Origin of the sequence: Blastococcus deserti (assembly GCF_042682525.1) — a bacterium.
GTDB classification, from domain to species: Bacteria; Actinomycetota; Actinomycetes; order Mycobacteriales; family Geodermatophilaceae; genus Blastococcus_B; species Blastococcus_B deserti.
Genome location: NZ_JBHUHP010000001.1, coordinates 200,992 through 223,611, shown reverse-complemented (window position 1 = coordinate 223,611; position 22,620 = coordinate 200,992). Strand labels below are relative to the sequence as shown.

The following is a 22,620-nucleotide window of genomic DNA, read 5'->3' as shown; positions in this document are numbered from 1 at the left end:
TCGTTCCGCTTACTTGACGGTGACGGTGGCGCCGGCGCCCTCGAGGGCGGCCCGGGCCTTGTCAGCGGCGTCCTTGGCGACCTTCTCCAGGACCGGCTTCGGCGCGTTGTCGACCAGGTCCTTGGCCTCCTTGAGGCCGAGCGAGGTCAGGCCGCGCACCTCCTTGATGACCTGGATCTTCTTGTCGCCGGCGCTCTCGAGGATGACGTCGAACTCGTCCTGCTCGGCAGCGGCCTCCTCGCCGCCACCGCCGCCGCCACCGGCGGCGGGGGCGGCCGCGACGGCCACGGGGGCGGCGGCGGTGACCTCGAAGGTCTCCTCGAACTGCTTCACGAAGTCGGACAGCTCGAGGAGGGTCATCTCCTTGAACGCGTCGAGCAGGTCCGCGGTGGACAGCTTGGCCATGATTCTCTCCTTGGGTGGATCAGTCGTCGCTGGCCGCGGTGTCGGCGGCAGCAGTGTCGTCGGTGGCCTCGGCGGCCGGGGTGGTGTCAGCAGCAGCGGTGTCGGCGGCGGGAGTCTCGTCGCCGGCCGCGGGAGCGGCGTCGTCGGCGGGCTTCTTCTCCTGCAGCGCGGCGGCCAGGCGGGCGACCTGGGACAGCGGGGCCTGGAAGAGCCCGGCAGCCTTGGTCAGGTTGCCCTTCATCGCGCCGGCGAGCTTGGCCAGCAGGACCTCACGGGGCTCGACGTCGGCGAGGCGCGTGACCTCGGAGGCGTCGACCGTGCGGCCGTCGACCACGCCGCCCTTGACGACGAGCAGCGGGTTGGCGCGCGCGAAGTCACGGATGGCCTTGGCGGCCTCGACCGGGTCGCCCTCGATGAAGGCGATCGCGGTGGGACCGTTCAGCAGCGGGGCCAGGTCGGAGAAACCGACCTCGTCCGCCGCCCGCTTCGTCAGGGTGTTCTTGACGACGGCGTAGCTGCTGCCCGCGCCGAGGGAACGACGCAGCTGGGTCAGCTGCGCCACGGTGAGCCCGCGGTACTCGGTGAGCACGGCCGCACTCGAGTTCTGGAACCGCTCGGTGATCTCGTCGATCACCGCGGCCTTCGCCTGGGTGGGCATGGGCCTCCTCTCGTCTGTCGGGCGACCACCGGCCGGTGCACGGCTGCGTCATGACCGCGAGGGGCGATCGACCGGCCCGGAGACGAGGAACGCCCCGGCGCAGGGCGCACGGGGCGAGGGCGGACAGGTGCGTCCGCCGATCGAACCGTCCTCCTGCGCGGGCCGCCCGGAACTCCGGGACCTTCGATCGCACGCGGACGTGCGACGACCAGCGGTCTTGGGGGGAACGCCGACAAGAGTACGCGATGTCTCCCCGGTGCCGGTAGCCGCCGCCGGGCTCACCGGTGCGGGCGCTCCCATCCGCGCCTGATGCGCCCGGTCCGCCGCCAGCCGAACCGGGCGAACCAGGGCTCGAGCTCGAGGTCCTCGCCGGCCAGGGCCACGAGGAAGCGGCTCGTGCCGCCGAGCCGGAGCCACGCCACGAGGTGCTGCACGAGCCAGGTGCCGATCCCCTGGCCCCGCACCCGCTCGGCCACGTGCAGCTCTGCCAGGTCGGCCCAGCCGTCGAGACGGGAGAGGCTGCCGCCCCGGGTGTGGTCGTCCTGCGCCTCGGCGAAGCCGACGACCTCGCCGTCGAGGACCGCGTCGAACCGGGCCCCGAAGGTGCCCACGACCCGGCGGATCACCAGTCCCGGCAGCGGTGCCGGCCCCGGCTCGGGCACGTCGTCCAGGCCGCCCGCCAGCTGGACCTCCTCGCGCGCCGTCCCGCCGTCGAATCCGGCCGCGGCGAGCACGCGGGCCACGTGCGGCCAGGCGTCGGGGACGCCGTAGGTGGCCGGCGTGGGGAGGTCGCCGTCGGCGAAGCACCGCCGCACGCCCCAGGCGGCCAGCGACCGCACGCAGGCCACGGCCAGAGCCTCGCCGGCCAGCTCGTGTGCCGGCCAGCAGACGAGCCAGGCGATCTCGCCGGCACCCCGCCAGTCCGGTGCGACGTCCGCATCGCTGCGGTAGCGACGCAGGTGCGCAGCGGCGACGAGGCGGCCGGCGACATCGACCACCAGGGTGGCGCGGTCGTCGACCCACGGGTCGGTGACGTACTGGGCGGGATCCCGCTCGATCTGCGCGAGCAGGACCGCCGTGGACACCGCCCACCCCGGGACGACGGTCGAGATGTGCGCGTTGACCAGCACGGTGAGCTGGTCGCGGTCCGCGCGGCGGAAGGGGCGGACGACGGGATCGGACACGGCAGGACTCCAGGGCCGAGCGCCACGGCGGCGCAGTGGTCGGGAGCCGCTACCGGTGCGGCACGGCGGGGACCGTAGCAGCGCCGACCGACTGCGCGGGAGATCTGCGCGCTCGTCCCCATCGAGGGGCTGAGGGGGACGAGCGCGCACATATCGCCGGAGGACCGACGGAGGCCCCGCCGCGCAAGCGCGCGACGGGGCCTCGTGAGTTGCTGGAACGGCTCCGTCCCGGGTCCCGCCCTGAGCGTGCGAAGGGTGGGGAGGGCGGGGTCCTCGTTCAGGCGGTGGGCTCGTCCGCCAGCATGTTGCGGGTGCGGTTCGGGTCGACCGGGATGCCGGGGCCCATGGTCGTGGAGACGGTGACCTTCTTGAGGTACCGGCCCTTGGCCGACGACGGCTTGGCCCGGAGCACCTCGTCGAGGGCGGCGGCGTAGTTCTCGACCAGCTTGGCCTCGTCGAAGGAGGTCTTGCCGATGACCAGGTGCAGGTTGGCCTGCTTGTCGACGCGGAAGTTGATCTTCCCGCCCTTGATGTCGTTGACGGCCTTGGCGACGTCGGGGGTCACGGTGCCGGTCTTCGGGTTCGGCATCAGACCGCGCGGGCCGAGGATGCGGGCGATCCGCCCGACCTTGGCCATCTGGTCCGGCGTCGCGATCGCGGCGTCGAAGTCCAGGAAACCGCCCTGGATGCGCTCGATCAGGTCGTCCGAGCCGACGACGTCGGCGCCGGCGGCCTCGGCCTCGGCGGCCTTGTCGCCGGTCGCGAAGACGATGACGCGGGCGGTCTTGCCGGTGCCGTGCGGAAGGTTCACGGTGCCGCGGACCATCTGGTCGGCCTTGCGCGGGTCGACACCCAGGCGCATCGCGACCTCCACGGTGGCGTCGTAGGACGTCGGCGACGTCTCCTTCGCCAGCTTCGCCGCCTGCAGCGGGCTGTAGAGATTCTCGCGGTCGACCTTCGCGGCGACCTCGCGGTACTTCTTGCCGTGCTTCGCCATGATTCTGTCCTCTCCGGAGGCTCTCGCCCCGGTCGTGTGGTGAACGGGCCCGGCGTGGCCCTCCCACTGTTCTGGCTGGTGCTGCTGGGCTGGTGTCAGCCGGTGACGGTGATGCCCATCGACCGGGCGGTGCCGGCGATGATCTTCTCGGCCTGGTCGAGGTCGTTCGCGTTGAGGTCGGCCATCTTGGTCTGGGCGATCTCGCGGACCTGGTCACGGGTGACCGTGGCGACCTTGGTCTTGTGCGGCTCGCCCGAGCCCTTCTCGACACCGGCGGCCTTGAGCAGCATGCGCGCGGCCGGCGGGGTCTTGGTGACGAAGGTGAACGACCGGTCCTCGAAGACCGAGATCTCGACCGGGATGACGTTGCCGCGCTGCGACTCGGTCGCGGCGTTGTACGCCTTGCAGAACTCCATGATGTTGACGCCGTGCTGGCCCAGCGCCGGACCGACCGGCGGGGCGGGGGTCGCCGCGCCGGCGTTGATCTGGAGCTTGATGACCGCGGTCAACCGCTTCCTGGGTGGCATTTCCTTCTTCTTCCTTCGTGGTCTGGCTGAAATGGCGCCGGTGCAGGGACCCGGCCCGAGCGGAGCGAGGGTCGGGGGGCACCGGGGTCCTTCTGCTACAGCTTCTGGACCTGGTTGAACGACAGCTCGACCGGGGTCTCGCGGCCGAAGATGGAGACCAGCACCTGCAGCTTCTGCTGCTCGGCGTTGATCTCGTTGATCGTGGCGGGGAGGGTCGCGAACGGCCCGTCCATGACAGTGACCGACTCGCCGATCTCGAAGTCGACGACGGGGGCGGCGGGCGTCGCGGCGGTCGTGGTCGCGTCGCCGCCCGTGGCCCGGGCCGCCTGCGGCGTGGTCGCGGGCACGAGGATCTTGACGACCTCGTCGATGGTCAGCGGCGAGGGCTTGGAGGTGGCCCCCACGAAGCCGGTGACCCCGGGGGTGTTGCGGACCGCGCCCCACGACTCGTCGTTGAGCTCCATGCGGACGAGCAGGTAGCCCGGTAGCACCTTGCGGTTGACCTGCGCGCGCTTGCCGTTCTTGATCTCGGTGACCTCCTCGGTGGGCACCTCGATCTGGTAGATGTAGTCCTCGACGTCCAGCGACTGGATCCGCGCCTCGAGGTTGGTCTTCACCTTGTTCTCGTAGCCGGCGTAGGAGTGCACGACGTACCAGTCGCCGGGCGCGCGTCGCAGCGCCTTCTTCATCGCCTCGACCGGGTCCTCGTCCTCCTCGGCCGCCACGTCCGATGCCGGCGCGGGCGCGGTGAGCGGGTCGGTGACGAGGCTGTCGGGCTCCCCGCCCTCGATCTGCGGCGTCACGTCGGAGACCTCGGTCGCGGTGTCGAGGTCGGCGGTGTCGATGGACCCCTCGGCCGAACCGGGCTCGCCGGCACCGGTCTCGACGTCGGTCGTCCCGCGCTGTTCCGCGCGCGGGTCGTCCAGATCGGTGGCGGTGACGCCTTCGACCGGGGTGGCGGTCTCGAAGGGCTCGCGGGGGTCGGTCACAGGTGTGTCTCTTCCTTAGTCAGGTGGCGTGCAGGCGCGGGCGGAGGTCAGCCGAAGACGGCGATCACGCCCTGGGCGAAGAGCAGGTCCAGCCCCGCGACCAGCGCGACGATGAACGCCACGAACACGATCACCACGGTCGTGTACGTGATCAGCTCCCGGCGACCCGGCCAGATCACCTTGCGCAGCTCGGCGACGACCTCGCGGAGGAACCGGGCCAGCGAGCGCTTCTGCTCGCTCTCCCCGCGGGCCCGCTCGGCGGCGGCCCGGGAGCGGGTGCCCGACCCCGGGTGGCCGGCCGGCCGGGAGGCGGCGGGCCGGCGCGCCCGCGCGGGAGCGGGCTCGTCGTCGTCCTCGTCGTCGGCGGTGATCCGGCCGCGCCGGCGCCTGGCCGGCGTCGCGACGACCTTGTCCTCGTCGGCCGCCGCCTCGGCGGCGAGCTCGTCCTCCGCCGCCTCGAGCTCGCCGGCGTCGTCGACGCCGGGAGCCTCGCGGTCGAGCTGCTCGTCGGTGAGCTCGGCGTCGCGAGCGTCGTCCTCGCGTCCCGGCTTCTCGTCGCTCACTGCGCCTCGCTCGCCTCGTGGTGGAGGCCGCTCCGGTGAGCGGCCGCGGTCGGTTCCTGTCGTGCGGTGGCAGGGGTGACAGGACTTGAACCTGCAGCCTGCGGTTTTGGAGACCGCTGCTCTGCCAATTGAGCTACACCCCTATGCCCTGGGCTTTGCACCCAAGCCGGGCCCGGGACCGCCCGCCTCACCACGGCAGCGCGGAGCCTCGGGGAGGTTCCGGGGCACGCCGGTGGCGGGGTCAGCTGCCCCAGGACGGCCAGTGTACGGGACCGCACCGCCCGACAGCCAACGTCCTCCGACCCGGCCGCTCTCCGATGACTTGGCGGCCGGCCCGCGGTCCTCCTGGCATGGGCGAACTCAGGGTGCACAATTTCTCGATCTCACTCGACGGGTACGGGGCGGGTCCGGACCAGAGCGGGCAGCAGCCGCTGGGGGCCGGCGGCGAGCGGTTGCACGAGTGGATCTTCGACGAGGCGGCCACCGACGTCGACCGGCGCTTCCGGGCGCGCGGCGAGGAAGGCGTGGGGGCCACGGTCATGGGGCGGAACATGTTCGGGCCCGTCCGCGGCGACTGGGGGGTGTCGGACTGGCGGGGGTGGTGGGGCGAGGACCCGCCCTTCCACCACGACGTCTTCGTGCTCACCCACCACGCGCGCGACCCCGTGGCCATGGCGGGCGGCACCACGTTCCACTTCGTCACCGGGGGCATCGAGGCGGCGCTCGAGCAGGCCCGTGCGGCGGCCGGCGGTGCGCACGTCCGGCTCGGCGGCGGTGTGTCGACCGTGCGGCAGTACCTGGCGGCCGGGCTGCTCGACGAGCTCCACGTGGCGGTCGTCCCCGTGCTCCTGGGGTCCGGGGAACGCCTGTTCGGGGACCTGGGCGCGGCACCGGACGACTGGCGGTGCGTGGAGTTCGCCCCCTCGGCGTCGGTGGCCCACGTCCGGCTCCGGCGTTGAGGCTCCGGCATCGGGGCTCCGGCATCGAGGCTCCCGCGTCGGGGCTCCGGCGTTCAGTCGATGCGGACGCTCGGTCTTTGACACGATGGGGCCATGACCGCTGTCTCCTCGGAGTCCGCCACCCCGTCCGCCGTCCCCACGGGCGGGGCCCGCATCTCCCGCCGCATCGCCGCGATCAGCGAGTCGGCGACGCTCGCGGTGGACGCGAAGGCGAAGGCGCTCAAGGCTGCGGGCAAGCCGGTCATCGGCTTCGGCGCCGGGGAACCGGACTTCCCGACCCCGGACTACATCGTCGAGGCGGCGATCGCCGCCTGCCACCAGCCGGCCATGCACCGCTACACCCCGGCCGGAGGCCTCCCGGCGCTGAAAGAGGCGATCGTCGCCAAGACCGCGCGCGACTCCGGCCTGCAGGCGACCCCGGCCAACGTCCTCGTCACCAACGGCGGGAAGCAGGCGGTCTACGAGGCGTTCGCCACGCTGCTCGACCCCGGCGACGAGGTCCTCCTCCCCGCGCCGTACTGGACGACCTATCCCGAGGCGATCCGGCTGGCCGGTGGGGTGCCCGTGCCCGTGGTGGCCGACGAGCAGAGCGGCTACCTGGTGTCGGCCGCGCAGCTCGAGGCCGCCCGGACGTCCCGCACCAAGGTCCTGCTGTTCTGCTCCCCGTCCAACCCCACCGGGGCGGTGTACCCGGCCGAACAGGTCGAGGAGATCGGTCGCTGGGCGGTGGAGCACGGGCTGTGGGTGCTCACCGACGAGATCTACGAGCACCTCGTCTACGGCGGGGCCACCGCGCCGTCGATGCCGGTGCTGGTTCCCGAGCTCGTGGATCGCTGCGTCGTCGTCAACGGCGTGGCCAAGACCTACGCGATGACCGGCTGGCGGGTGGGCTGGATGGTGGGTCCCACCGACGTGGTGAAGGCCGCGACCAATCTGCAGTCGCACGCCACGTCGAACGTGGCCAACGTGTCGCAGGCCGCCGCGGTCGCCGCACTCAGCGGCGACCTCTCGGCGGCCGAGGCCATGCGGCAGGCCTTCGACCGGCGCCGGAGGACCATCGTCGCGATGCTCCGGCAGATCCCCGGCGTCGCGTGTCCCGAGCCGCAGGGTGCCTTCTACGTCTACCCGTCCGTGAAGGGGCTGCTCGGGCGGCCGATCGCCGGGCGGACGGCGGAGACGAGCGTCGAGCTCGCCGAGCTGATCCTGGAGGAGGCCGAGGTCGCCGTCGTCCCGGGCGAGGCGTTCGGCACCCCCGGTTACCTCCGGATGTCCTACGCCCTCGGCGACGACGACCTGGTCGAGGGCGTCTCGCGCATGCAGCGGCTGCTGGGCTCGGCCGGATAGCCCCCTCTCGGGTCCCGCCCTGGGCTCACGACGGTCGATGGCCCCGTCCGGAGGCTCACCGCGAGCGTGCGAGCGGTGAGGAGGACGGGGTCCTTCCGGGGGCCTCAGCGGGGGATGTCGTCCTTCCCCAGGGCCTCGGCGTCGACGAGCACGTCCAGCGCCGCGGGCAGGTCGTCGAGGGCCCGGTAGACGTCGGACGGCGTGGCGATGGTCCACGCCGTCGCGTCGACGTAGCAGCGGACGGCGGCCGCGAAGGCCTCCTCTCCCACGGCACGCTGAGCGGCGAGCAGGGCGGCGCCGCCCTTGTCGTAGACGAGCCGGAAGTACCTGCCGTCGCTCGCGTACTCCGCCATGGTCGCCCCGACCGGTCCGGGCAGGGTCAGCGCCTCCTCGGACACCAGCCCGGACCCCGGGTCGACGACGGCCTCGGCCCACGACGCGAACGCCTCGTCCAGCCAGGGGTCGCGGAACTGGGAGTTGCCGACCATGCCGTAGAACCACTGGTGGGCGACCTCGTGCACCAGGACCTCACGACTGGGCGTGGCCTCGAGGATCATGCTCGGGTACTCGATGCCGCCGCCGTGGTCGGGGAGCAGCGCGACGGTCAGCGTGCGGTAGGGGAAGGGCCCGAGCAACGTCTCCAGGTCGGCGATCGCGGTCGTCGTCCAGACGCTGAGCTGGTCGCCGGGCACGTTCGCACCGGGCAGCACCCCGGTGGTGACCCGCACTCCGCCGGGGGTCGTGACCTCCCTGGTGGTGAACGGTCCGGCGGCCACCGCCACGTCGCGGGCGACCGGCTCCTCCGCCGTCCACGTCCGGCGGCCGTCGCGGGGGGCGGAGGGCTCCGACCGGGCGCCGGTCATGAGCACGGTGAGGTCCTCCGGCGCGGAGACGGTGACGACGGTGTCGGCGGCGGGGCTCGTCGCGGTCTCGCCGCCGAGGTCCACGAAAGGGTCCCGCGCCCAGCCGACGCCCGGCTCCCAGGCCAACAGCGGCGCGCCGCTGGCCCACCAGGAGACGTCGCCGTCGACGCCGAATCGGTCGAAGGCCTCGGTTCCCAGCGTGAGGGTGAAGTCCAATTCCACCTCGGTGGACTCCCCCGCCGCCAGCTCGTCCCGCAGGTCGACGACGTACAGGCCGCCGGGGTCCGCGGCGCCCGCGGTCTCGTACCCTCCGCCGGCGACGTCGTGCCCGCGCACCCCGTCGACGGCCAGGCGGTTGCCGGCCGGCGCCGAGTCCGGGCCGTTCGGCACGAGGCGGAAGACCAGTTCGCGGACGTCGAGGTCGGGGGTGAACACGACGGTCTCGGTCCCGGTGACGCTGCGCCGGTCGTCGGCCAGCCGGAAGTCCAGGCGCACCTCGGGCCGGTCGGGGTCGGGCTCCGCCCGTTCGGCGGGGCAGCCCTCGTCCTCGGGCGCTTCCGCGGCCGGGGAGTCGGCGCTCGCCTGCCGCTGGGGCACCGTGTCGGCGAAGGACGTGCACCCGGGCAGCAGCAGCAGCGCGGCGGCCGCGGCGACCGCCCGCTGCCCGGTCATGCCAGGCGGACGACCGCACGGGCGAGCGAGAGGACCTTCTCGCCCGCGCTGGTGACCGTGAGGTCCAGCCGGACGCGGCCGTCGTCCAGCAGCGCACCGACCTTGCCACGCACCGTGACCTCGGCGCCCTCGTCGTCGTCGGGGACGACGACCGGACGGCCGAACCGCACGTGGTACTCCACGAGGGCAGCGGGATCGCCGGTCCAGCCGGTGACCGCGCGGGCGGCGATGCCCATGGTGAACATCCCGTGGGCGATCACACCGGGCAGCCCGACCGACGTCGCGACGCGGTCGCTCCAGTGGATCGGGTTGAAGTCGCCGGAGGCCCCGGCGTACCGGACCAGGTCGGCGCGGGTGACGCGGACGACGAGCTCGGGCAGCTCGGTGCCCACCTCGGGCGCCGGCGCGCTCATGCGGTGCCCCGGGCGACAAGCATCGACGTCGCGGTGCAGACGGGCTCGCCGTCCTCGGTCGCCAGGTCGACACGCGTGGTCAGCAGGTCGTTGCCGGCGACGCTGCGGACGGCGTCGATGGTCGTCGTGGCGACCAGCCGGTCACCGGCGCGGATCGGACGGTGGTGGGCGAACTTCTGCTCGCCGTGCACGACGCGGCTGTAGTCGAGCCCGACGTCGGGATCACCGAGCACCACGAAGGCGGCCTCGAGGCTGACCACGATGGCGAACGTGGGCGGGGCGATGACGTCGGGATGACCGGCCGCACGGGCGGCGGCCACGTCGCGGTGCACCGGGTCGTCCGCACCGATCGCGGTGGCGAACTCGGCGATCTTCGTCCGGCCGACCTCGTAGACGGCAGAGGGCGGGTAGCTGCGCCCGACCAGCTCCCGGTCCAGCGCCATGCCCCCGCCCTCGGCTCTGCTGCGGACCCGCGTCAGCGGGTCTCGCGGTGCAGCGTGTGCTTGCGCTCCCGCGGGCAGTACTTCATCAGCTCGAGCCGGTCGGGGTCGTTCCGCCGGTTCTTGCGGGTGATGTAGTTGCGGTTCTTGCACTCCTGGCAGGCCAGGGTGATCTTCGGACGGATGTCGGTGGCTGCCACGGGGAGTGCTCCTAGCCTTGTCGGGCACGCCGGCCGGTGCCGGCGCGATGCTGCTGACGTGCGGACGGACCCCGGGAGGCCGGGGTCCGTCGGGAGTAGCGGTGACCGGACTTGAACCGGTGACACAGCGATTATGAGCCGCTTGCTCTACCAGGCTGAGCTACACCGCCGGGTGACCGTCGCGGCCCGGTCTGGCGACAGGACCGGTGGGTCATGTTGTACGAGCCCCTTTACGGAATCGAACCGTAGACCTTCTCCTTACCATGGAGACGCTCTGCCGACTGAGCTAAAGGGGCGTGCTCGAAGAGTCGACGAGAACTGTACCTGACGCCCTTCGGCCCCCCTGCAGGGGCCCGGAGCGAGGCGCGCGACGGGCTGGAACGGCCTCGCGTCAGGGCCCCGCCGCGAGCTCGCGAGTGGTGGGCGGGCGCGGGGTCCTTCCGCGGGGCCCTTCGTCAGGTCCGCACGAAGAAGCGGCGGTGCGCCGCTCCCGGCGCGGCCGACCGGACCCCCGTGCGCGCCAGCAGCCAGCTCTCCAGCCGGTCGTCGGGCAGCGGGCGGCTGACCAGGAAGCCCTGGAGCTTGTCGCAGCCCATGTCGGCCAGGAGGTTGCGGGTGAGCTCGTCCTCGACGCCCTCGGCGACCACGCGCAGCCCCAGGTTGTGCGCCAGCTCGATGATCGAGCGGGCGATGAAGGACTCCCCCTGGCTCGTCGACATGCCCAGGACGAAGGACTTGTCGATCTTGACCTCGTCGATGGGCAGCTGGCGCAGCTGGGACAGCGACGAGTACCCCGTGCCGAAGTCGTCCATCGACAGGCGCAGGCCGAGGGCGTGCAGGTCGGCCAGCACCGTGCTGTCGCGGACCGAGTCGTCGACGACGCTGCCCTCGGTCAGCTCGAGGGTGAGCAGTTCGCCCGGCACCCCGTGGCGCTGCAGCGCGCGCCGCACGCGGGCGACCAGGTCCGGCTCGGTGAGGCAGTGGGCCGAGAGGTTCACCGCCACCGACAGCGCGATGTCCTGGTCCAGCCAGCGCCGGCAGCGGGCCAGCGCGAGGTCGAGGACGTGGTCGGTGACCGCGCCGATGCGGCCGATCTGCTCGGCGAGGTGGATGAAGTCGTCGGGCGGGATCGCCCCGTAGCGCGGGTGCGCCCAGCGCACGAGGGTCTCGACCGAGACGATGTCGGAGGTCTGGGCGTCGATGATCGGCTGGAAGACCACGCCGATCTGCCCGTCGGCCATGGCCTGCTCCAGCTCGGTGCCCAGCTGGAGGCGGCGCAGGCTCTGCTGGTCGAGCACCGGGTGGTAGCTGGCCACGCCGCCGGAGTCGGCTGCCGCCAGGAGGGCGACGTCGGCCCGCTGCATGAGCATCCCGGAGTCCGTGCCGTGCACCGGTGCCGCGGCGACCCCGATGGTGAGCGTGACCTCCAGGTCCAGGCCGGCGACGCGCGCACGGGTCGAGGCGGCCTCGCGCAGCCGCCGGGCGGCCCGTTCCGTCGCCTGCAGCGACAGGCCCGGGAGCAGCACGGCGAACTGCTCGCCCTCCATCCGCGCCACCACGGCCTGCGGCGGGGCGTGCTCCCGCAGCAGGCCGGCGGTGACCAGCAGGAGCTCGTCGCTCGCCGCGTGCCCCAGCGTGTCGGTGACCTCGGTGTAGTTGCCCAGCGCCGCGAGGATCAGCCCGGCCCGCGCGGTGGCCGGGTCGACCGACAACAGCTGGTCGATCTCGGCGGCCAGACGCTGGCGGTTGGGGAGCCCGGTGAGCCGGTCGTGGTCGGCGTCGTAGCGGATCTGGGTCAGGAGCTGCTGGTGCCGGATCGCCGCGTTGACGTGGGTGAGCATGGAGTCGAGTGCGACCCGGTCCCTGTCACCGAAGGAGATGATGTCGCTGCGCCGGTCGCAGACCTCCAGGTAACCGGGCTCCCCGGCGGCGGTCATGACCGCGGCGCCGAGCAGGTCAGAGACCCCCCGTCGGTTCAGGGCCGCCGCCTCCTCGCCATCGGCGCGGCCGAGGGACACGTGGACGGGCCCGTCGGCCGAGGCCACGGCACGCCGACGGAGGACGTCGTCCGGGTCGCCCGGGCCGTCGTACCAGACCGCGCCGTTCTCGGCGACCACGACCAGCCGGGGCTCCTCGTCGAGGTAGGGGGGCAGCCACAGGGCGACGCGGTCGGCGTTGAGCAGCTCACGGACGGCCTGCACGATCTGCCGCGTGCCGTCCTCGTCGGGCGACACCTGCTCCACGCGACGCGCGAAGTCGTAGACCCGCTCGACGGTCCGGCCTTCGCGGGTGACCGCGGCGAAGCGGCGGTAGAGCAGAGCTAGGGCGACGACGAGCGGCCCGATCAGGAGCCAGGCCCACGGGGTCGCGTCGACCAGCACCAGCACCGCCAGGCCGACGACCACGGAGAGCGGGCCGACCAGGAGGACCGGGATGAGTATCGACGCCCACAGCGTGCGGCCCGGGTAGCCCTGCGTCGCCGTGATGGCGGCGGCGATGAGGGCAACCCCGAGGACGCTGCCGGTCAGAACGGCCGCGAGATAGGGGACCCAGGCGCCGGGGTCGGAGACGTCGCCCGCCGGCAGCACCCCGAGGACGGCGACCGCGGCGGACGCCTCCAGGACCACCACGGTGACGTTGAAGACGGCCTTCGGCGGTGGATAGCCCTGCGCCAGGGAGACGAGCCCGACGGCGACCGCCCAGGCCAGCGCGGTCCAGGCACCCCCGACGGACGCCAGTGCCATCACGAAGGCCAGCTCGCTCGGGGACCACGAGAAGCCCTGCTTGCGGAACTCGAAGTCGACGTTGAGGGACTCCGCGACCACCAGGCCGACGAAGACGGCGACGAGGTGGAGCGGGTCGACGGTCTCGGCCCGCGGGACCAGGACCCAGAGGGACACGGGCACGGCGACGGCCAGCCCCATCCAGGCAACGGTCCACGGGCTGAGCCGCAGTGGCCGGGTAGGCATGCGGTCGTTCTGCTCGGCCACGCGTACCTGCATCTCCGCCGGGAAGTAGGGCGCGCCGAGGCTAACAGCGGGCCGGGCCGGGACAAGCGTCATCGACTCGGAGGGGTGAGACCGGGGTGTCGGCCCCCCGGGCGGCCGGTCCGGGACCGGCCGCCTACGGGTGCTGCGACGACGGGCGGTTCAGCCCGCCTGGACGAAGCTCCACTTGGCACCACGGCTCCACTTGGCACCGCGGCTCCACTTGGCACCGCGAACCGAGGTCGAACCAGACTGAACGTTGTTTCCCACGACGCCTCCTAGGCATGAATGACCGCTGTCTGCGGCAGCCACCTACGCGCGGGGACAGAGCGTCTCAGTACGGACCGCGCTGGAGACATTGCTTCCCGTCACCCGACTGGACAAGCATCGAAGATCACGAACGGGTGACAAAACCTCGCGTCGTCACTGTGAGTCACTAGACATTGGCGAGCAGTCACCGATCGGGTGAATCACGGCGTCATCGCCTGCCGGGCAGCAGTCCGCCGAAGGGACGACGGCGCTCGGCGTTCCCGATGACCTCCTCCGTCGCCTTGTCGGCGAGCCCGCCCGTGATCAGGTCGCGCGTGGCGCCGGCCCAGTCCTCCTCGGGCGACCGGGGGGCCGCCGGGGACCCGAGGGCATGGGCGGTGCGTCCGAACGCGGCCTCGGCCTGGGCCTCGACGGCGTGCGCCTGGGCGGCCCGGTCCGGGGGCAACATCGCCAGCGCATCCCTCGCCGCGCCCGCGGCGTCGAACCGCAGCCCGCGGTCCGCCTCCTGGTCGAACGTGCCGTCCACGTCGAGCAGGATGGGGCCGTACGCGCCGACGACGTCCGCCGCGACGGCCAGAGGTGCGACAGGGGCGTAGGAGAGCAGCTCGAGCGCCAGACCCGCCGTCCAGTTCCAGAGCGCCTCCTTGTCCTCCGCCTCCTCCTCGAGCTCGAACCCGTCCAGGGCGTAGGTCAGCCGCTGCCCGTAGTCCTGGACCGCGTGGTACGCGCTCGGGACGGAGACCGCCGCATGCGGCGTGTCCGGGGAGGTGCCGGCCAGGTCCAGGGGCCGGGCCAGGCTCCAGTCCCGCAGCGCCGTCTCCACGACGGCCGCCGCCCCGCGGTCCACGGTCAGGTAGCCGAGCCCCCTCAGCTGGTCGACGGTCCGGTCGCCGCCGCCTCCGGCCCCCACCGAGGTGAGAGCGCCGGTGATCACCTGCACGTGGGCGGCCGCCGCCTGACCGAGAGCAGGTGACACCGCCGCCACGGTGTCCCGGTCGACCGTCCATCCGGAGGGATCGCCCTCGGCCAGGCCCGCCCCGATGCTCTCCAGGCCGAGGCGCACCGCCCGGTCACCCGCCGGCCCGTCGTCGCGTCCCGCCTCCGCCACCAGGTCACCGAGCGGCCCTCCATCGTCACCCCAGGAGCGCAGGAGCAGCGCATCCCAGACCTCGCGGTCGGCCAGCAGCGCAGCGGCCGCCTCCGGATCACCGCCCCGCGCCAGGGTGCCGACGGCGACCGCCACCGGATCGCCGCCCTCACCGGGGCGGCCCCAGGCGGCGACGGTCATCCCGGTCGGCTGCTTCTGGACGTGCTCCCGGACGAGGAGCTGCCGCGCCCACTCGACCACGGTGGCCATGCGCGGCCCGTGGGAGCCCGCCCCCGCGACGAGCACGGCGGCCATCCCCGCCGCGGTGTCATGGGCACCGAGCCGGTCGTCGGCGCGCACGTAGGTGGCATCGAGGACGGCCGAGACCGCGTCGCGCCGGCCCTCCCGGGGCACCGCCGCCCCGAGCGCCGACGCCAGGAGCCCGGCGATCGGGTTGTCGGGGCCGTCAGGATCCTGCCCGAGCAGTGCGAGGAGGAGGGCAACGCCCGTCTCCCCCAGCTCACGGAGCAGCGCGGTGGCGAAGTGAGCGTCCCCCGCGTAGGCGGCGGCCTCGGCGGCGAGCTCCTCCCGCTCCTCGGGCCGCAGCGGAGTGCCCACCAGCGCGTCGGCCAGCGCGCGCCCTCGCCGGGCCATCTCCGGCGTGCCCCAGCCCGGCAGCTCGGCCGCCAGGTGGGCCAGCACGCGGCCGGTGTCACCCGGCCGGCCGGTGCCTCCGACCGGACCGGCGGCGTCGGCCAGCACGCGGGCGGTGGCCGCGGCGTCGTCGGCCAGCTCCTCGAGCAGCGCCCCGTGCCGCCGGCGCCGCGCCGCCTCGGCGGCCGCGAAGTCCTCCACGACCGAGACGGCCTCGGGAGCGCCGGTCCGCATCGCCGTCGCCAGGTCGCCGAGGGCGTGCAGCCGCCCCCAGGCCGCCCGCCGGTCCTCCTCCTGCTCCACCCGGAGCGCGGCCACCCCGCGGCGGGTCTCGCGCAGCAGGTCGCCGTGGGCGCTGAGCCGCCGGCTGGCGGTGCGGGCCGCAGTCGCGCACTCCCCCACGATCGCCGCGATGCGCACCACCTGACCCGCGGCCGCCCCGGCGTCGTCCCCCAGCCAGCCCGGGGCCGACGCGGCGGGAGCGGACAGCTCGTCGGCGAGCACGTCGAACCAGAACGCCGCTCCCCCGACGTCACTCTCGACCTCGTCGACGGCAGCCGGGTCGCCGGGCGGCATCTCCAGGGGCACCGGCTCGGGCAGGAACGCGGTCACCGGGCACCGATCCGGCCGCGGGAGGCCAGCAGCCCCCGATCCAGCGCGAGCCACGAGTCGGCGACCGCCGCGACGGTGGCACCCAGCCAGGCGAGCTCCCCGGACAGCGCGCGACCGGCCGTCCGCTGGCCCTCGAGGAAGCCCTCGACCGCCGGCTGGAGGGCATCCCCCACGTTCCCGGCCCGGTCGAGCCGGGCGCCGATCTCCTCGGCCTTCCCGGCGGCGCCGCGCAACGTGCCGGCCAGGTCGTGCACCTCGGCGGCGGGCATCTCGATGGACATGGCGGCAGTCTGGCCGCATCCGGGGATCTCGCGGTCCCGTCGTCCACAGGCCCGCCGGTGGCGGAGGCCGCCACCCGATCGGGTGTCCACAGTGTCCACAGGCGGTGTCCACAGGCGGTGGACGAGGACCGGGCTTCTACGCTCCCGGCGTGCGGTGCGGCGGCGACGACGGCGAGCGGGGGTCCAGCCTTCCGTTCGTGCTGGTCTGCTGGACGGTCGCGGCGCTGATGGCGTTCGGCGCGATCGCCGCCTCCGACGCCTTCCTCGAGCAGCAGGAGGTGCAGTCGGTGTGCGACGGGGCCGCCCTGGCGGCCGCCAACCGCACTGACGAGTCCGTCGTCTACAGCCGCGGCGTGGGCGGCGAGCTGCCCCTCACCAAGGCAGTCGCCCAGGCGGCCGTCGCCGACCAGCTGGCCGACGGCGGGACGGTCCTGGACTCGTGGTCGGCCGAGACCGACGGCGCCGAGGTCACCGTCCGCTGCACCCGGTACGTCGACATCGCGTTCGGCTGGCTGTTCCTCGGGGGCCAGCAGCTCGAGCGGACCGCCACCGCCAGCGCCCGCGCGCCGACCCTGCCCTGAGCATGCGAACGGCCCCCGACCTGGAGGGGTCGGGGGCCGTCGTACCGGGCGTGGCGGGTGAAGGATTCGAACCTTCGTAGGCTAAGCCGACGGATTTACAGTCCGCTCCCATTGGCCACTCGGGCAACCCGCCGTGCGGTGGTACCGGAGCAGCGTACAAGAACGGTGGACGGTGTCCTCGCGAACCCCCGGGGACGTAGTTCGCCGAGCGGAAGGGAAGAGCCATGGCCGACGCCTCCTTCGACGTCGTGAGCAAGGTGGACCGCCAGGAGGTCGACAACGCCCTCAACCAGGCGAGCAAGGAACTCTCGCAGCGCTTCGACTTCCGGGGCACCAACGCCACCATCGCCTGGGCCGGTGAGGACGGCGTCACGCTCCAGGCTGACACCGAGGAGCGGGTCGCCGCAGCCCTCGAGGTCTTCAAGGAGAAGCTGATCCGGCGGAACATCTCCCTGAAGGTGCTCGACGCCGGTGAACCGCAGTCGTCCGGCAAGACCTACAGGATCTCCGCCCGCATCAAGCAGGGCATCGAGTCCGACGTCGCCAAGAAGATCGCCAAGCTCATCCGCGACGAGGGCCCCAAGGGTGTCCAGGCGCAGATCCAGGGCGACCAGCTCCGCGTCAGCGGCAAGAAGCGCGACGACCTGCAGGCCGTGCAGCAGCTGCTGCGCGGCGCCGACCTCGAGGTCGCCCTGCAGTTCGACAACTACCGCTGAGCTGACTGCCGCGCCTCTCACGCGGCGGCCAGCGTGTAGCGGGTCCCCGAGCTGCCCTGCACCCACGCCTCGGGTAGCGCCGCGGCCAGCGCGTGCTGTGCCCGCCATCCCGTGCAGTGGCCCGCCACGAGCAGGTCGGGACGCAGTTCGGTGAGCGCGCGCACGGTCGGCGGGATGACGGGATCGAACGCCGGCCCGCTCAGGTGCAGTCCGCCGACGAGGGCGTGCAGCCGGTCCACGCCGGTCAGCCGCATCGCGTGCCGCACGATGTTCACCGCGCCGCCGTGCCCGCATCCGGTGAGCACCAGCAGACCACGGCCCCGGACGTGCACGACCAGGGCCTGGTCGTCGAGGATGAGCGGGTCGTGCCGCCACTCCGTGCCGTCCCAGGCCTGGTGCGATGGCGGCATGCCGCGCTCGTAGTCGGTGGTCCGGTCGATCTCGCCGGTCACGAGGACGCAGTGGTCGACGAGCAGGGACGGCTGCCGCCGCTCCACCACCTCGAAGCCCTCGGCCTCGAGCGCGCGCCGGCTCAGCGTCGGCAGCTCGAACACGTCGCCGCCGGGTGCGGCGATGCGGCGCCGGGTCCACGCCAGGGGGTGGACCGTCATCGGCATCGACCGCGGGCCGGTGCGATCGGCGAGACCGGCCAGGCCACCTGTGTGGTCGAAGTGGCCGTGGCTCAGCACGACGCCCTGCACGCCGGCCAGGTCGATGCCGAGACGGTCGGCGTTGTCGGTCATGCCGTCGGGTGAGATCCCGGTGTCGAACAGAAGCGTGGTGGTCGAGGTGCCGCGGCGCACGGTGACCAGCGCCGAGAAACCGTGCTCCGCACGGAGACCGGTCGAGGTGCGGCCGTCCTCGAACAGCGCGGCGAGGACCTGGCCGGAGTTCAGCGGAGCGCGCACCACTCCCTCGCCGCCGGCGAGGAGCGCGTCGAACACGTTGTCGACGAGCGTGGTGAGCACGACCTCGTCCACCGGCTCCAGCGCGACCGGATCGACCGCCGTCCCCGTCGCGGGACGCGGTATGGCCGTACGCACCGCTCCGCCGGCGTCCCCGGCGCCGCACATGGCAGCACCGTAGTCCCCGGCCCGGAGCCGCGGGAGGGGCCGCTCAGCGCTGGCCGAGCTCCCGGGCCAGCTGCTCCAGCCGCGCGATGCGCTGGGGCATCGGCGGGTGGGAGGCGAACATCGACGCCATGCCCTGCCCGCGGAACGGGTTGGCGATCATCAGGTGGCTCTGGGTGACCAGGCGGTCGTCCTGCGGCAGCGGCAGGGCCGCCGTCCCGCGCTCGATCTTGCGCAGGGCCGACGCCAGGGCCAGCGGGTCCTGGGACAGGAGGGCCCCCGAGGCGTCGGCCTGGAACTCCCGGCTCCGGCTGACCGCCATCTGCACCAGCCCGGCGGCGATCGGCCCGAGCAGCATCAGCAGCAGGCCGCCCAGCGCGTTGCCGCCGTCGCGCTCGTCCGACCGTCCGCCGAAGAGCGACGCGAACATCGCCATGTGCGCCAGGTAGGTGATCACGGCGGCCATCGCACCGGCGACCGAGCTGATCAGGATGTCGCGGTTGTAGACGTGGGAGAGCTCGTGGGCGAGCACCCCGCGCAGCTCCCGCCGGTCGAGGAGTTCCAGGATGCCCTGGGTCACGCAGACCGCCGCGTTGCGGGGGTTGCGGCCGGTGGCGAACGCGTTCGGCTGGTTCGTGGGGCTGACGTAGAGCCGCGGCATCGGCTGGCGGGCCTCGGTGGCCAGCTCGCGGACCATCGCGTAGAGCTGGGGCGCCTGCGTCTCGGTGACGGGGAACGCCCGCATCGCCCGCAGCGCCAGCTTGTCGGAGTTGACGTACGCGTACCCGTTGACGCCGAGCGCGACGACGAGGGCGACCAGCAACCCCGATCGCCCGCCGACGAGCGCACCGGCAGCCAGGATGAGCCCGCCCATGAGGCCCAGGAGGAGGGCGGTCTTGAGTCCGTTGTTCCAGCGCTGCACGTCCCGTCCAACGCCACTCCGGGAACCGCCGTTCCCCACGGGCCCGCGACCTGTCCCTCGTCGGAATGAGAACCGGTGAGGGCGGGTTGGAGGAGGAGAGTTCGTCGTGTCCGGATCCACACCCGGCCGCGGGCACACGCACGTAACCTCGGCCGGTGGAGGTACACCACTGATGACTGTCAGCACCCCGACCACCGACGGCGCGCCGGTCGCAAGCTCGGCGCCCGGCGGGCTCGTGAAGAGCGTCGTCGAGCTGGACCGCGTCGTCATCCGGCTGGCCGGCGACTCCGGTGACGGCATGCAGCTGACCGGCAACCGGTTCACCAGTGAGACGGCCAGCTTCGGCAACGACCTGTCGACGCTGCCGAACTTCCCGGCCGAGATCCGCGCGCCGACGGGGACCCTGCCCGGCGTCAGCTCCTTCCAGCTGCACTTCGCCGACCACGACATCATGACCCCGGGCGACGCACCCGACGTCCTCGTGGCGATGAACCCGGCCGCCCTGAAGGCCAACCTGGCCGACCTGCCCGGCGGCGGGCTGCTGATCGTCGACTCCGACGAATTCACCCCGCGCAACCTGGCGAAGGTGGGCTACGCGACCAACCCGCTCGAGGACGGCTCCCTCGAGGGCTGGCAGCTGGTCAGCGTGCCGCTCACCTCCATGACCCTCGACGCGCTGGCGGACTCGGGCCTGGGCAAGAAGGAGGCCGAGCGGAGCAAGAACATGTTCACGCTCGGTCTGCTCTCGTGGATGTACCACCGGCCCACCGAGGGCACGATCCGGTTCCTCGAGCGCACCTTCCGCCGCAAGCCCGAGATCGCCGCGGCCAACATCGCCGCCTTCCGCGCCGGCTACAACTACGGCGACACGACGGAGGCCTTCGCGGTCTCGTACGAGGTCAAGCCGGCCCCGATGGCGCCGGGCCGGTACCGGAACATCTCCGGCAACCAGGCCCTCGCGCTGGGGCTCGTGGCCGCCGGCCAGCGCTCGAAACTGCCCCTGTTCCTCGGCGCCTACCCGATCACCCCGGCGTCGGACATCCTCCACGAGCTGTCCAAGCACAAGTCGTTCGAGGTGCGGACCTTCCAGGCCGAGGACGAGATCGCCGGCATCGCCTCGGCGATCGGCGCCTCCTTCGGTGGCGCCCTCGGGGTGACGACGACGTCCGGGCCCGGGGTCTCGCTGAAGTCGGAGGCGATGGGCCTGGCGGTGATGACCGAGCTGCCGCTGGTGATCGTCGACGTCCAGCGCGGCGGCCCGTCGACCGGCCTGCCCACCAAGACCGAGCAGTCGGACCTGCTGCAGGCGATGTTCGGCCGCAACGGCGAGGCCCCGATCCCCGTGATCGCGCCCCGGTCGCCCGCCGATTGCTTCGATGCCGCGCTCGAGGCGTGCCGGATGGCGCTGACGTACCGGACGCCGGTCATCCTGCTGTCCGACGGTTACCTGGCCAACGGCGCCGAGCCGTGGGCCATCCCGGCCGTCGACGAGCTGCCCGACCTCAGCGGTGCGGTGAACTTCGCGACGGCGCCGAACGGTGAGGACGGCGAGTTCCTCCCCTACCTGCGCGATCCGAAGACGCTCGCCCGTCCGTGGGCGATCCCCGGCACGGCGGGCATGCAGCACCGCATCGGCGGGCTGGAGAAGGCGGACCGGACGGGGAACATCTCCTACGACCCGGCCAACCACGACTTCATGACCCGCACCCGCCAGGCCAAGGTCGACGGCATCGCCGCCGACCTGCCGCCCACCGAGGTCGACGACCCGGACGGCAACGCCCGGGTCGCCGTCATCGGCTGGGGCTCCACCTACGGACCGATCGGTGCGGCGTGCCGGCGGATCCGCCGGTCCGGCCGGTCGGTGGCCCAGATCCACCTGCGCCACATCAACCCGATGCCCGCCGACCTCGGCGACATCCTGCGCCGCTACGACCGCGTCGTCTGCCCCGAGATGAACCTCGGCCAGCTGGCGCTGCTGCTGCGCGCCAAGTACCTCGTCGACGTCCAGAGCCACACGCAGGTGCGCGGGCTGCCCTTCCGGGCCGCCGAGCTCGCCGCGGTGATCCAGGACGTCATCGACTCCACGAGCGGCGCCGAGCTCGCCGCCGATCCCACCGGAGGGGCGGAATGACCACCGTCGAACTGGGCATGCCCAGCGAAGGCCCCATCGCCGACGCGATCGCGCAGTCGCTGGAGGCCCACGGGCCCAAGCAGACCGCGCTCAAGGCCAAGGACCTCAAGACCGACCAGGAGGTGCGCTGGTGCCCCGGGTGCGGTGACTACGTCATCCTCAACGCGGTCCAGAGCTTCCTGCCCAGCCTCGGGATCGCCCGCGAGGACATGGTGATCGTGTCCGGGATCGGCTGCTCCTCCCGCTTCCCGTACTACATGAACACCTACGGGATGCACTCGATCCACGGGCGGGCCCCGGCGATCGCCACCGGCCTCGCGGCCTCCCGCCCCGACCTGTCCGTGTGGGTGGTCACCGGTGACGGGGACGCGCTCTCGATCGGTGGCAACCACCTCATCCACGCGCTGCGCCGCAACGTGAACATGACGATCCTGCTGTTCAACAACCGGATCTACGGGCTCACCAAGGGGCAGTACTCGCCCACCTCCGAGGTCGGCAAGGTCACCAAGTCCACGCCGATGGGCTCGATCGACGCGCCGTTCAACCCGGTGTCGCTGGCGCTGGGCGCCGACGCGACGTTCGTGGGCCGCGCGATGGACTCCGACCGCAAGGGGCTCACCGAGGTGCTCCGGCAGGCCGCCGAGCACCAGGGCACCTCGCTGGTGGAGATCTACCAGAACTGCAACATCTTCAACGACGGCGCCTTCGAGCTGCTCAAGGACCCCACGACCGGTACCCAGTGGTCCATCCCGCTCGTCCACGGCGAGCCGCTGGTGTTCGGTCCGGACGGCGCCTCCTGCGTGGTCCGCGACGACTTCGGCGGCCTGCGGATCGCCGAGACCAACCAGGTCGACGCGTCGGAGATCGTCGTCCACGACGCGCACCGGGAGAACCCGGCCTACGCGTTCGCGCTGTCCCGGCTCTCCAGCCAGGACCTCCGCTACACGCCGATGGGCGTCTTCCGGTCGGTGCGGAAGCCGACCTACGACGCGATGATGGCCGAGCAGCTGGACGTCGCCCGGGTCCAGCAGCCGGCCGACCTCGACGCGCTGCTCGCCGGCACCGACACCTGGACCGTCAGCGCCTGACGGCCGC

The 22,620-nt window shown here is 72.9% G+C and carries 22 protein-coding genes and 4 tRNA genes; 6 read left to right on the top strand and 20 right to left on the bottom strand.

The window, feature by feature from the left end:
• Window positions 1-9: 9 nt before the first annotated feature.
• From rplL to ACFSHS_RS01090, 8 genes are all read right to left on the bottom strand, one after another.
• On the bottom strand, window positions 10-405 hold the full coding sequence (gene rplL, locus ACFSHS_RS01125; protein WP_376870716.1) for a 50S ribosomal protein L7/L12: 396 nt from the start codon (window positions 403-405) through the stop codon (window positions 10-12).
• A gap of 19 nt (window positions 406-424) precedes the next feature.
• A complete protein-coding gene (rplJ, locus tag ACFSHS_RS01120; protein WP_458199609.1) occupies window positions 425-1,063 on the bottom strand; it encodes a 50S ribosomal protein L10 in 639 nt (212 codons plus the stop codon).
• 278 nt (window positions 1,064-1,341) lie between these two features.
• Window positions 1,342-2,247, bottom strand: a complete 906-nt coding sequence (locus tag ACFSHS_RS01115) for a GNAT family N-acetyltransferase (RefSeq protein ID WP_376870714.1) — start codon at window positions 2,245-2,247, stop codon at window positions 1,342-1,344.
• Between the two features lie 277 nt (window positions 2,248-2,524).
• Window positions 2,525-3,244: a 50S ribosomal protein L1 gene (gene rplA, locus ACFSHS_RS01110; RefSeq protein WP_376870711.1), complete on the bottom strand. Its 720-nt coding sequence runs from the start codon at window positions 3,242-3,244 to the stop codon at window positions 2,525-2,527.
• Window positions 3,245-3,339: 95 nt separating this feature from the next.
• Complete coding sequence (gene rplK / locus ACFSHS_RS01105; RefSeq protein ID WP_376870709.1) at window positions 3,340-3,771, bottom strand: 50S ribosomal protein L11; 432 nt, start codon at window positions 3,769-3,771, stop codon at window positions 3,340-3,342.
• A gap of 95 nt (window positions 3,772-3,866) precedes the next feature.
• A complete protein-coding gene (nusG, locus tag ACFSHS_RS01100; RefSeq protein ID WP_376870707.1) occupies window positions 3,867-4,760 on the bottom strand; it encodes a transcription termination/antitermination protein NusG in 894 nt (297 codons plus the stop codon).
• A gap of 47 nt (window positions 4,761-4,807) precedes the next feature.
• A complete protein-coding gene (secE, locus tag ACFSHS_RS01095) occupies window positions 4,808-5,323 on the bottom strand; it encodes a preprotein translocase subunit SecE (RefSeq protein WP_376870705.1) in 516 nt (171 codons plus the stop codon).
• Window positions 5,324-5,390: 67 nt separating this feature from the next.
• A tRNA-Trp gene (locus tag ACFSHS_RS01090) sits at window positions 5,391-5,466 on the bottom strand.
• Window positions 5,467-5,673: 207 nt separating this feature from the next.
• Between ACFSHS_RS01090 and ACFSHS_RS01085 the strand changes: the two genes are divergently transcribed.
• Together ACFSHS_RS01085 and ACFSHS_RS01080 are read left to right on the top strand one after the other, a co-directional pair.
• Complete coding sequence (locus ACFSHS_RS01085; protein ID WP_376870703.1) at window positions 5,674-6,282, top strand: dihydrofolate reductase family protein; 609 nt, start codon at window positions 5,674-5,676, stop codon at window positions 6,280-6,282.
• Window positions 6,283-6,375: 93 nt separating this feature from the next.
• Window positions 6,376-7,626 (top strand): pyridoxal phosphate-dependent aminotransferase, encoded by a 1,251-nt coding sequence (locus tag ACFSHS_RS01080; RefSeq protein ID WP_376870700.1) that lies wholly within the window; start codon window positions 6,376-6,378, stop codon window positions 7,624-7,626.
• A 104-nt stretch (window positions 7,627-7,730) separates the two neighbouring features.
• Here the strand turns inward: ACFSHS_RS01080 and ACFSHS_RS01075 are convergent, their stop codons facing one another.
• From ACFSHS_RS01075 to ACFSHS_RS01035, 9 genes are all read right to left on the bottom strand, one after another.
• Window positions 7,731-9,161 (bottom strand): M1 family aminopeptidase, encoded by a 1,431-nt coding sequence (locus ACFSHS_RS01075; protein WP_376870698.1) that lies wholly within the window; start codon window positions 9,159-9,161, stop codon window positions 7,731-7,733.
• A complete protein-coding gene (locus ACFSHS_RS01070; protein ID WP_376870696.1) occupies window positions 9,158-9,574 on the bottom strand; it encodes a MaoC family dehydratase in 417 nt (138 codons plus the stop codon). The genes ACFSHS_RS01075 and ACFSHS_RS01070 overlap by 4 nt, the downstream gene beginning before the upstream one ends.
• Complete coding sequence (locus ACFSHS_RS01065) at window positions 9,571-10,017, bottom strand: FAS1-like dehydratase domain-containing protein (protein WP_376870693.1); 447 nt, start codon at window positions 10,015-10,017, stop codon at window positions 9,571-9,573. Before ACFSHS_RS01065 ends, ACFSHS_RS01070 begins: the two co-directional genes overlap by 4 nt.
• 32 nt (window positions 10,018-10,049) lie before the next feature.
• A complete protein-coding gene (gene rpmG, locus ACFSHS_RS01060; protein ID WP_092194908.1) occupies window positions 10,050-10,214 on the bottom strand; it encodes a 50S ribosomal protein L33 in 165 nt (54 codons plus the stop codon).
• A gap of 96 nt (window positions 10,215-10,310) precedes the next feature.
• A tRNA-Met gene (locus tag ACFSHS_RS01055) sits at window positions 10,311-10,384 on the bottom strand.
• A 53-nt stretch (window positions 10,385-10,437) separates the two neighbouring features.
• Window positions 10,438-10,510 (bottom strand) — tRNA-Thr (locus ACFSHS_RS01050).
• A gap of 159 nt (window positions 10,511-10,669) precedes the next feature.
• A complete protein-coding gene (locus ACFSHS_RS01045) occupies window positions 10,670-13,276 on the bottom strand; it encodes a putative bifunctional diguanylate cyclase/phosphodiesterase (protein WP_376870690.1) in 2,607 nt (868 codons plus the stop codon).
• A gap of 403 nt (window positions 13,277-13,679) precedes the next feature.
• Window positions 13,680-15,824, bottom strand: a complete 2,145-nt coding sequence (locus tag ACFSHS_RS01040; protein ID WP_376870688.1) for a serine/threonine-protein kinase — start codon at window positions 15,822-15,824, stop codon at window positions 13,680-13,682.
• Window positions 15,821-16,105 carry a hypothetical protein gene (locus ACFSHS_RS01035; protein WP_376870686.1) on the bottom strand — a complete coding sequence of 95 codons (285 nt, stop codon included), beginning with the start codon at window positions 16,103-16,105 and terminating at the stop codon, window positions 15,821-15,823. Before ACFSHS_RS01035 ends, ACFSHS_RS01040 begins: the two co-directional genes overlap by 4 nt.
• A gap of 149 nt (window positions 16,106-16,254) precedes the next feature.
• Here ACFSHS_RS01035 and ACFSHS_RS01030 point away from each other — a divergent pair, with 149 nt between their 5' ends.
• The gene (locus ACFSHS_RS01030) at window positions 16,255-16,686 is read left to right on the top strand and encodes a pilus assembly protein TadG-related protein (RefSeq protein ID WP_376870684.1); all 432 of its coding nucleotides are present in this window, start codon (window positions 16,255-16,257) and stop codon (window positions 16,684-16,686) included.
• Between the two features lie 51 nt (window positions 16,687-16,737).
• Here the strand turns inward: ACFSHS_RS01030 and ACFSHS_RS01025 are convergent.
• Window positions 16,738-16,819 (bottom strand) — tRNA-Tyr (locus ACFSHS_RS01025).
• A 91-nt stretch (window positions 16,820-16,910) separates the two neighbouring features.
• Between ACFSHS_RS01025 and ACFSHS_RS01020 the strand changes: the two genes are divergently transcribed.
• Window positions 16,911-17,402: a YajQ family cyclic di-GMP-binding protein gene (locus ACFSHS_RS01020; protein WP_376870682.1), complete on the top strand. Its 492-nt coding sequence runs from the start codon at window positions 16,911-16,913 to the stop codon at window positions 17,400-17,402.
• 17 nt (window positions 17,403-17,419) lie between these two features.
• Here the strand turns inward: ACFSHS_RS01020 and ACFSHS_RS01015 are convergent, their stop codons facing one another.
• Both ACFSHS_RS01015 and htpX read right to left on the bottom strand, forming a co-directional pair.
• Window positions 17,420-18,475, bottom strand: coding sequence for an MBL fold metallo-hydrolase (locus tag ACFSHS_RS01015; RefSeq protein ID WP_376870680.1), 1,056 nt, complete (start codon window positions 18,473-18,475; stop codon window positions 17,420-17,422).
• Window positions 18,476-18,518: 43 nt separating this feature from the next.
• On the bottom strand, window positions 18,519-19,394 hold the full coding sequence (gene htpX, locus ACFSHS_RS01010; RefSeq protein ID WP_376870678.1) for a zinc metalloprotease HtpX: 876 nt from the start codon (window positions 19,392-19,394) through the stop codon (window positions 18,519-18,521).
• Between the two features lie 172 nt (window positions 19,395-19,566).
• Here htpX and ACFSHS_RS01005 point away from each other — a divergent pair, with 172 nt between their 5' ends.
• Both ACFSHS_RS01005 and ACFSHS_RS01000 read left to right on the top strand, forming a co-directional pair.
• On the top strand, window positions 19,567-21,525 hold the full coding sequence (locus ACFSHS_RS01005; RefSeq protein ID WP_376870676.1) for a 2-oxoacid:acceptor oxidoreductase subunit alpha: 1,959 nt from the start codon (window positions 19,567-19,569) through the stop codon (window positions 21,523-21,525).
• Window positions 21,522-22,613, top strand: a complete 1,092-nt coding sequence (locus ACFSHS_RS01000) for a 2-oxoacid:ferredoxin oxidoreductase subunit beta (protein ID WP_376870673.1) — start codon at window positions 21,522-21,524, stop codon at window positions 22,611-22,613. Before ACFSHS_RS01005 ends, ACFSHS_RS01000 begins: the two co-directional genes overlap by 4 nt.
• The last annotated feature ends 7 nt before the right edge of the window (window positions 22,614-22,620 follow it).

What these genes read in the sequence shown, in the direction of transcription:
- ACFSHS_RS01065 (WP_376870693.1), bottom strand. Translation starts at nt 10,017, where the DNA reads ATGGCGCTGGACCGGGAGCTGGTCGGGCGCAGCTACCCGCCCTCTGCC.
- ACFSHS_RS01045 (WP_376870690.1), bottom strand. Translation starts at nt 13,276, where the DNA reads ATGACGCTTGTCCCGGCCCGGCCCGCTGTTAGCCTCGGCGCGCCCTAC.
- rplA (WP_376870711.1), bottom strand. Translation starts at nt 3,244, where the DNA reads ATGGCGAAGCACGGCAAGAAGTACCGCGAGGTCGCCGCGAAGGTCGAC.
- ACFSHS_RS01085 (WP_376870703.1), top strand. Translation starts at nt 5,674, where the DNA reads ATGGGCGAACTCAGGGTGCACAATTTCTCGATCTCACTCGACGGGTAC.
- ACFSHS_RS01070 (WP_376870696.1), bottom strand. Translation starts at nt 9,574, where the DNA reads ATGAGCGCGCCGGCGCCCGAGGTGGGCACCGAGCTGCCCGAGCTCGTC.
- ACFSHS_RS01035 (WP_376870686.1), bottom strand. Translation starts at nt 16,105, where the DNA reads ATGTCCATCGAGATGCCCGCCGCCGAGGTGCACGACCTGGCCGGCACG.
- ACFSHS_RS01000 (WP_376870673.1), top strand. Translation starts at nt 21,522, where the DNA reads ATGACCACCGTCGAACTGGGCATGCCCAGCGAAGGCCCCATCGCCGAC.
- ACFSHS_RS01015 (WP_376870680.1), bottom strand. Translation starts at nt 18,475, where the DNA reads ATGTGCGGCGCCGGGGACGCCGGCGGAGCGGTGCGTACGGCCATACCG.
- rplL (WP_376870716.1), bottom strand. Translation starts at nt 405, where the DNA reads ATGGCCAAGCTGTCCACCGCGGACCTGCTCGACGCGTTCAAGGAGATG.
- ACFSHS_RS01075 (WP_376870698.1), bottom strand. Translation starts at nt 9,161, where the DNA reads ATGACCGGGCAGCGGGCGGTCGCCGCGGCCGCCGCGCTGCTGCTGCTG.
- ACFSHS_RS01005 (WP_376870676.1), top strand. Translation starts at nt 19,567, where the DNA reads ATGACTGTCAGCACCCCGACCACCGACGGCGCGCCGGTCGCAAGCTCG.
- ACFSHS_RS01080 (WP_376870700.1), top strand. Translation starts at nt 6,376, where the DNA reads ATGACCGCTGTCTCCTCGGAGTCCGCCACCCCGTCCGCCGTCCCCACG.
- rplJ (WP_458199609.1), bottom strand. Translation starts at nt 1,063, where the DNA reads ATGCCCACCCAGGCGAAGGCCGCGGTGATCGACGAGATCACCGAGCGG.
- ACFSHS_RS01020 (WP_376870682.1), top strand. Translation starts at nt 16,911, where the DNA reads ATGGCCGACGCCTCCTTCGACGTCGTGAGCAAGGTGGACCGCCAGGAG.
- rplK (WP_376870709.1), bottom strand. Translation starts at nt 3,771, where the DNA reads ATGCCACCCAGGAAGCGGTTGACCGCGGTCATCAAGCTCCAGATCAAC.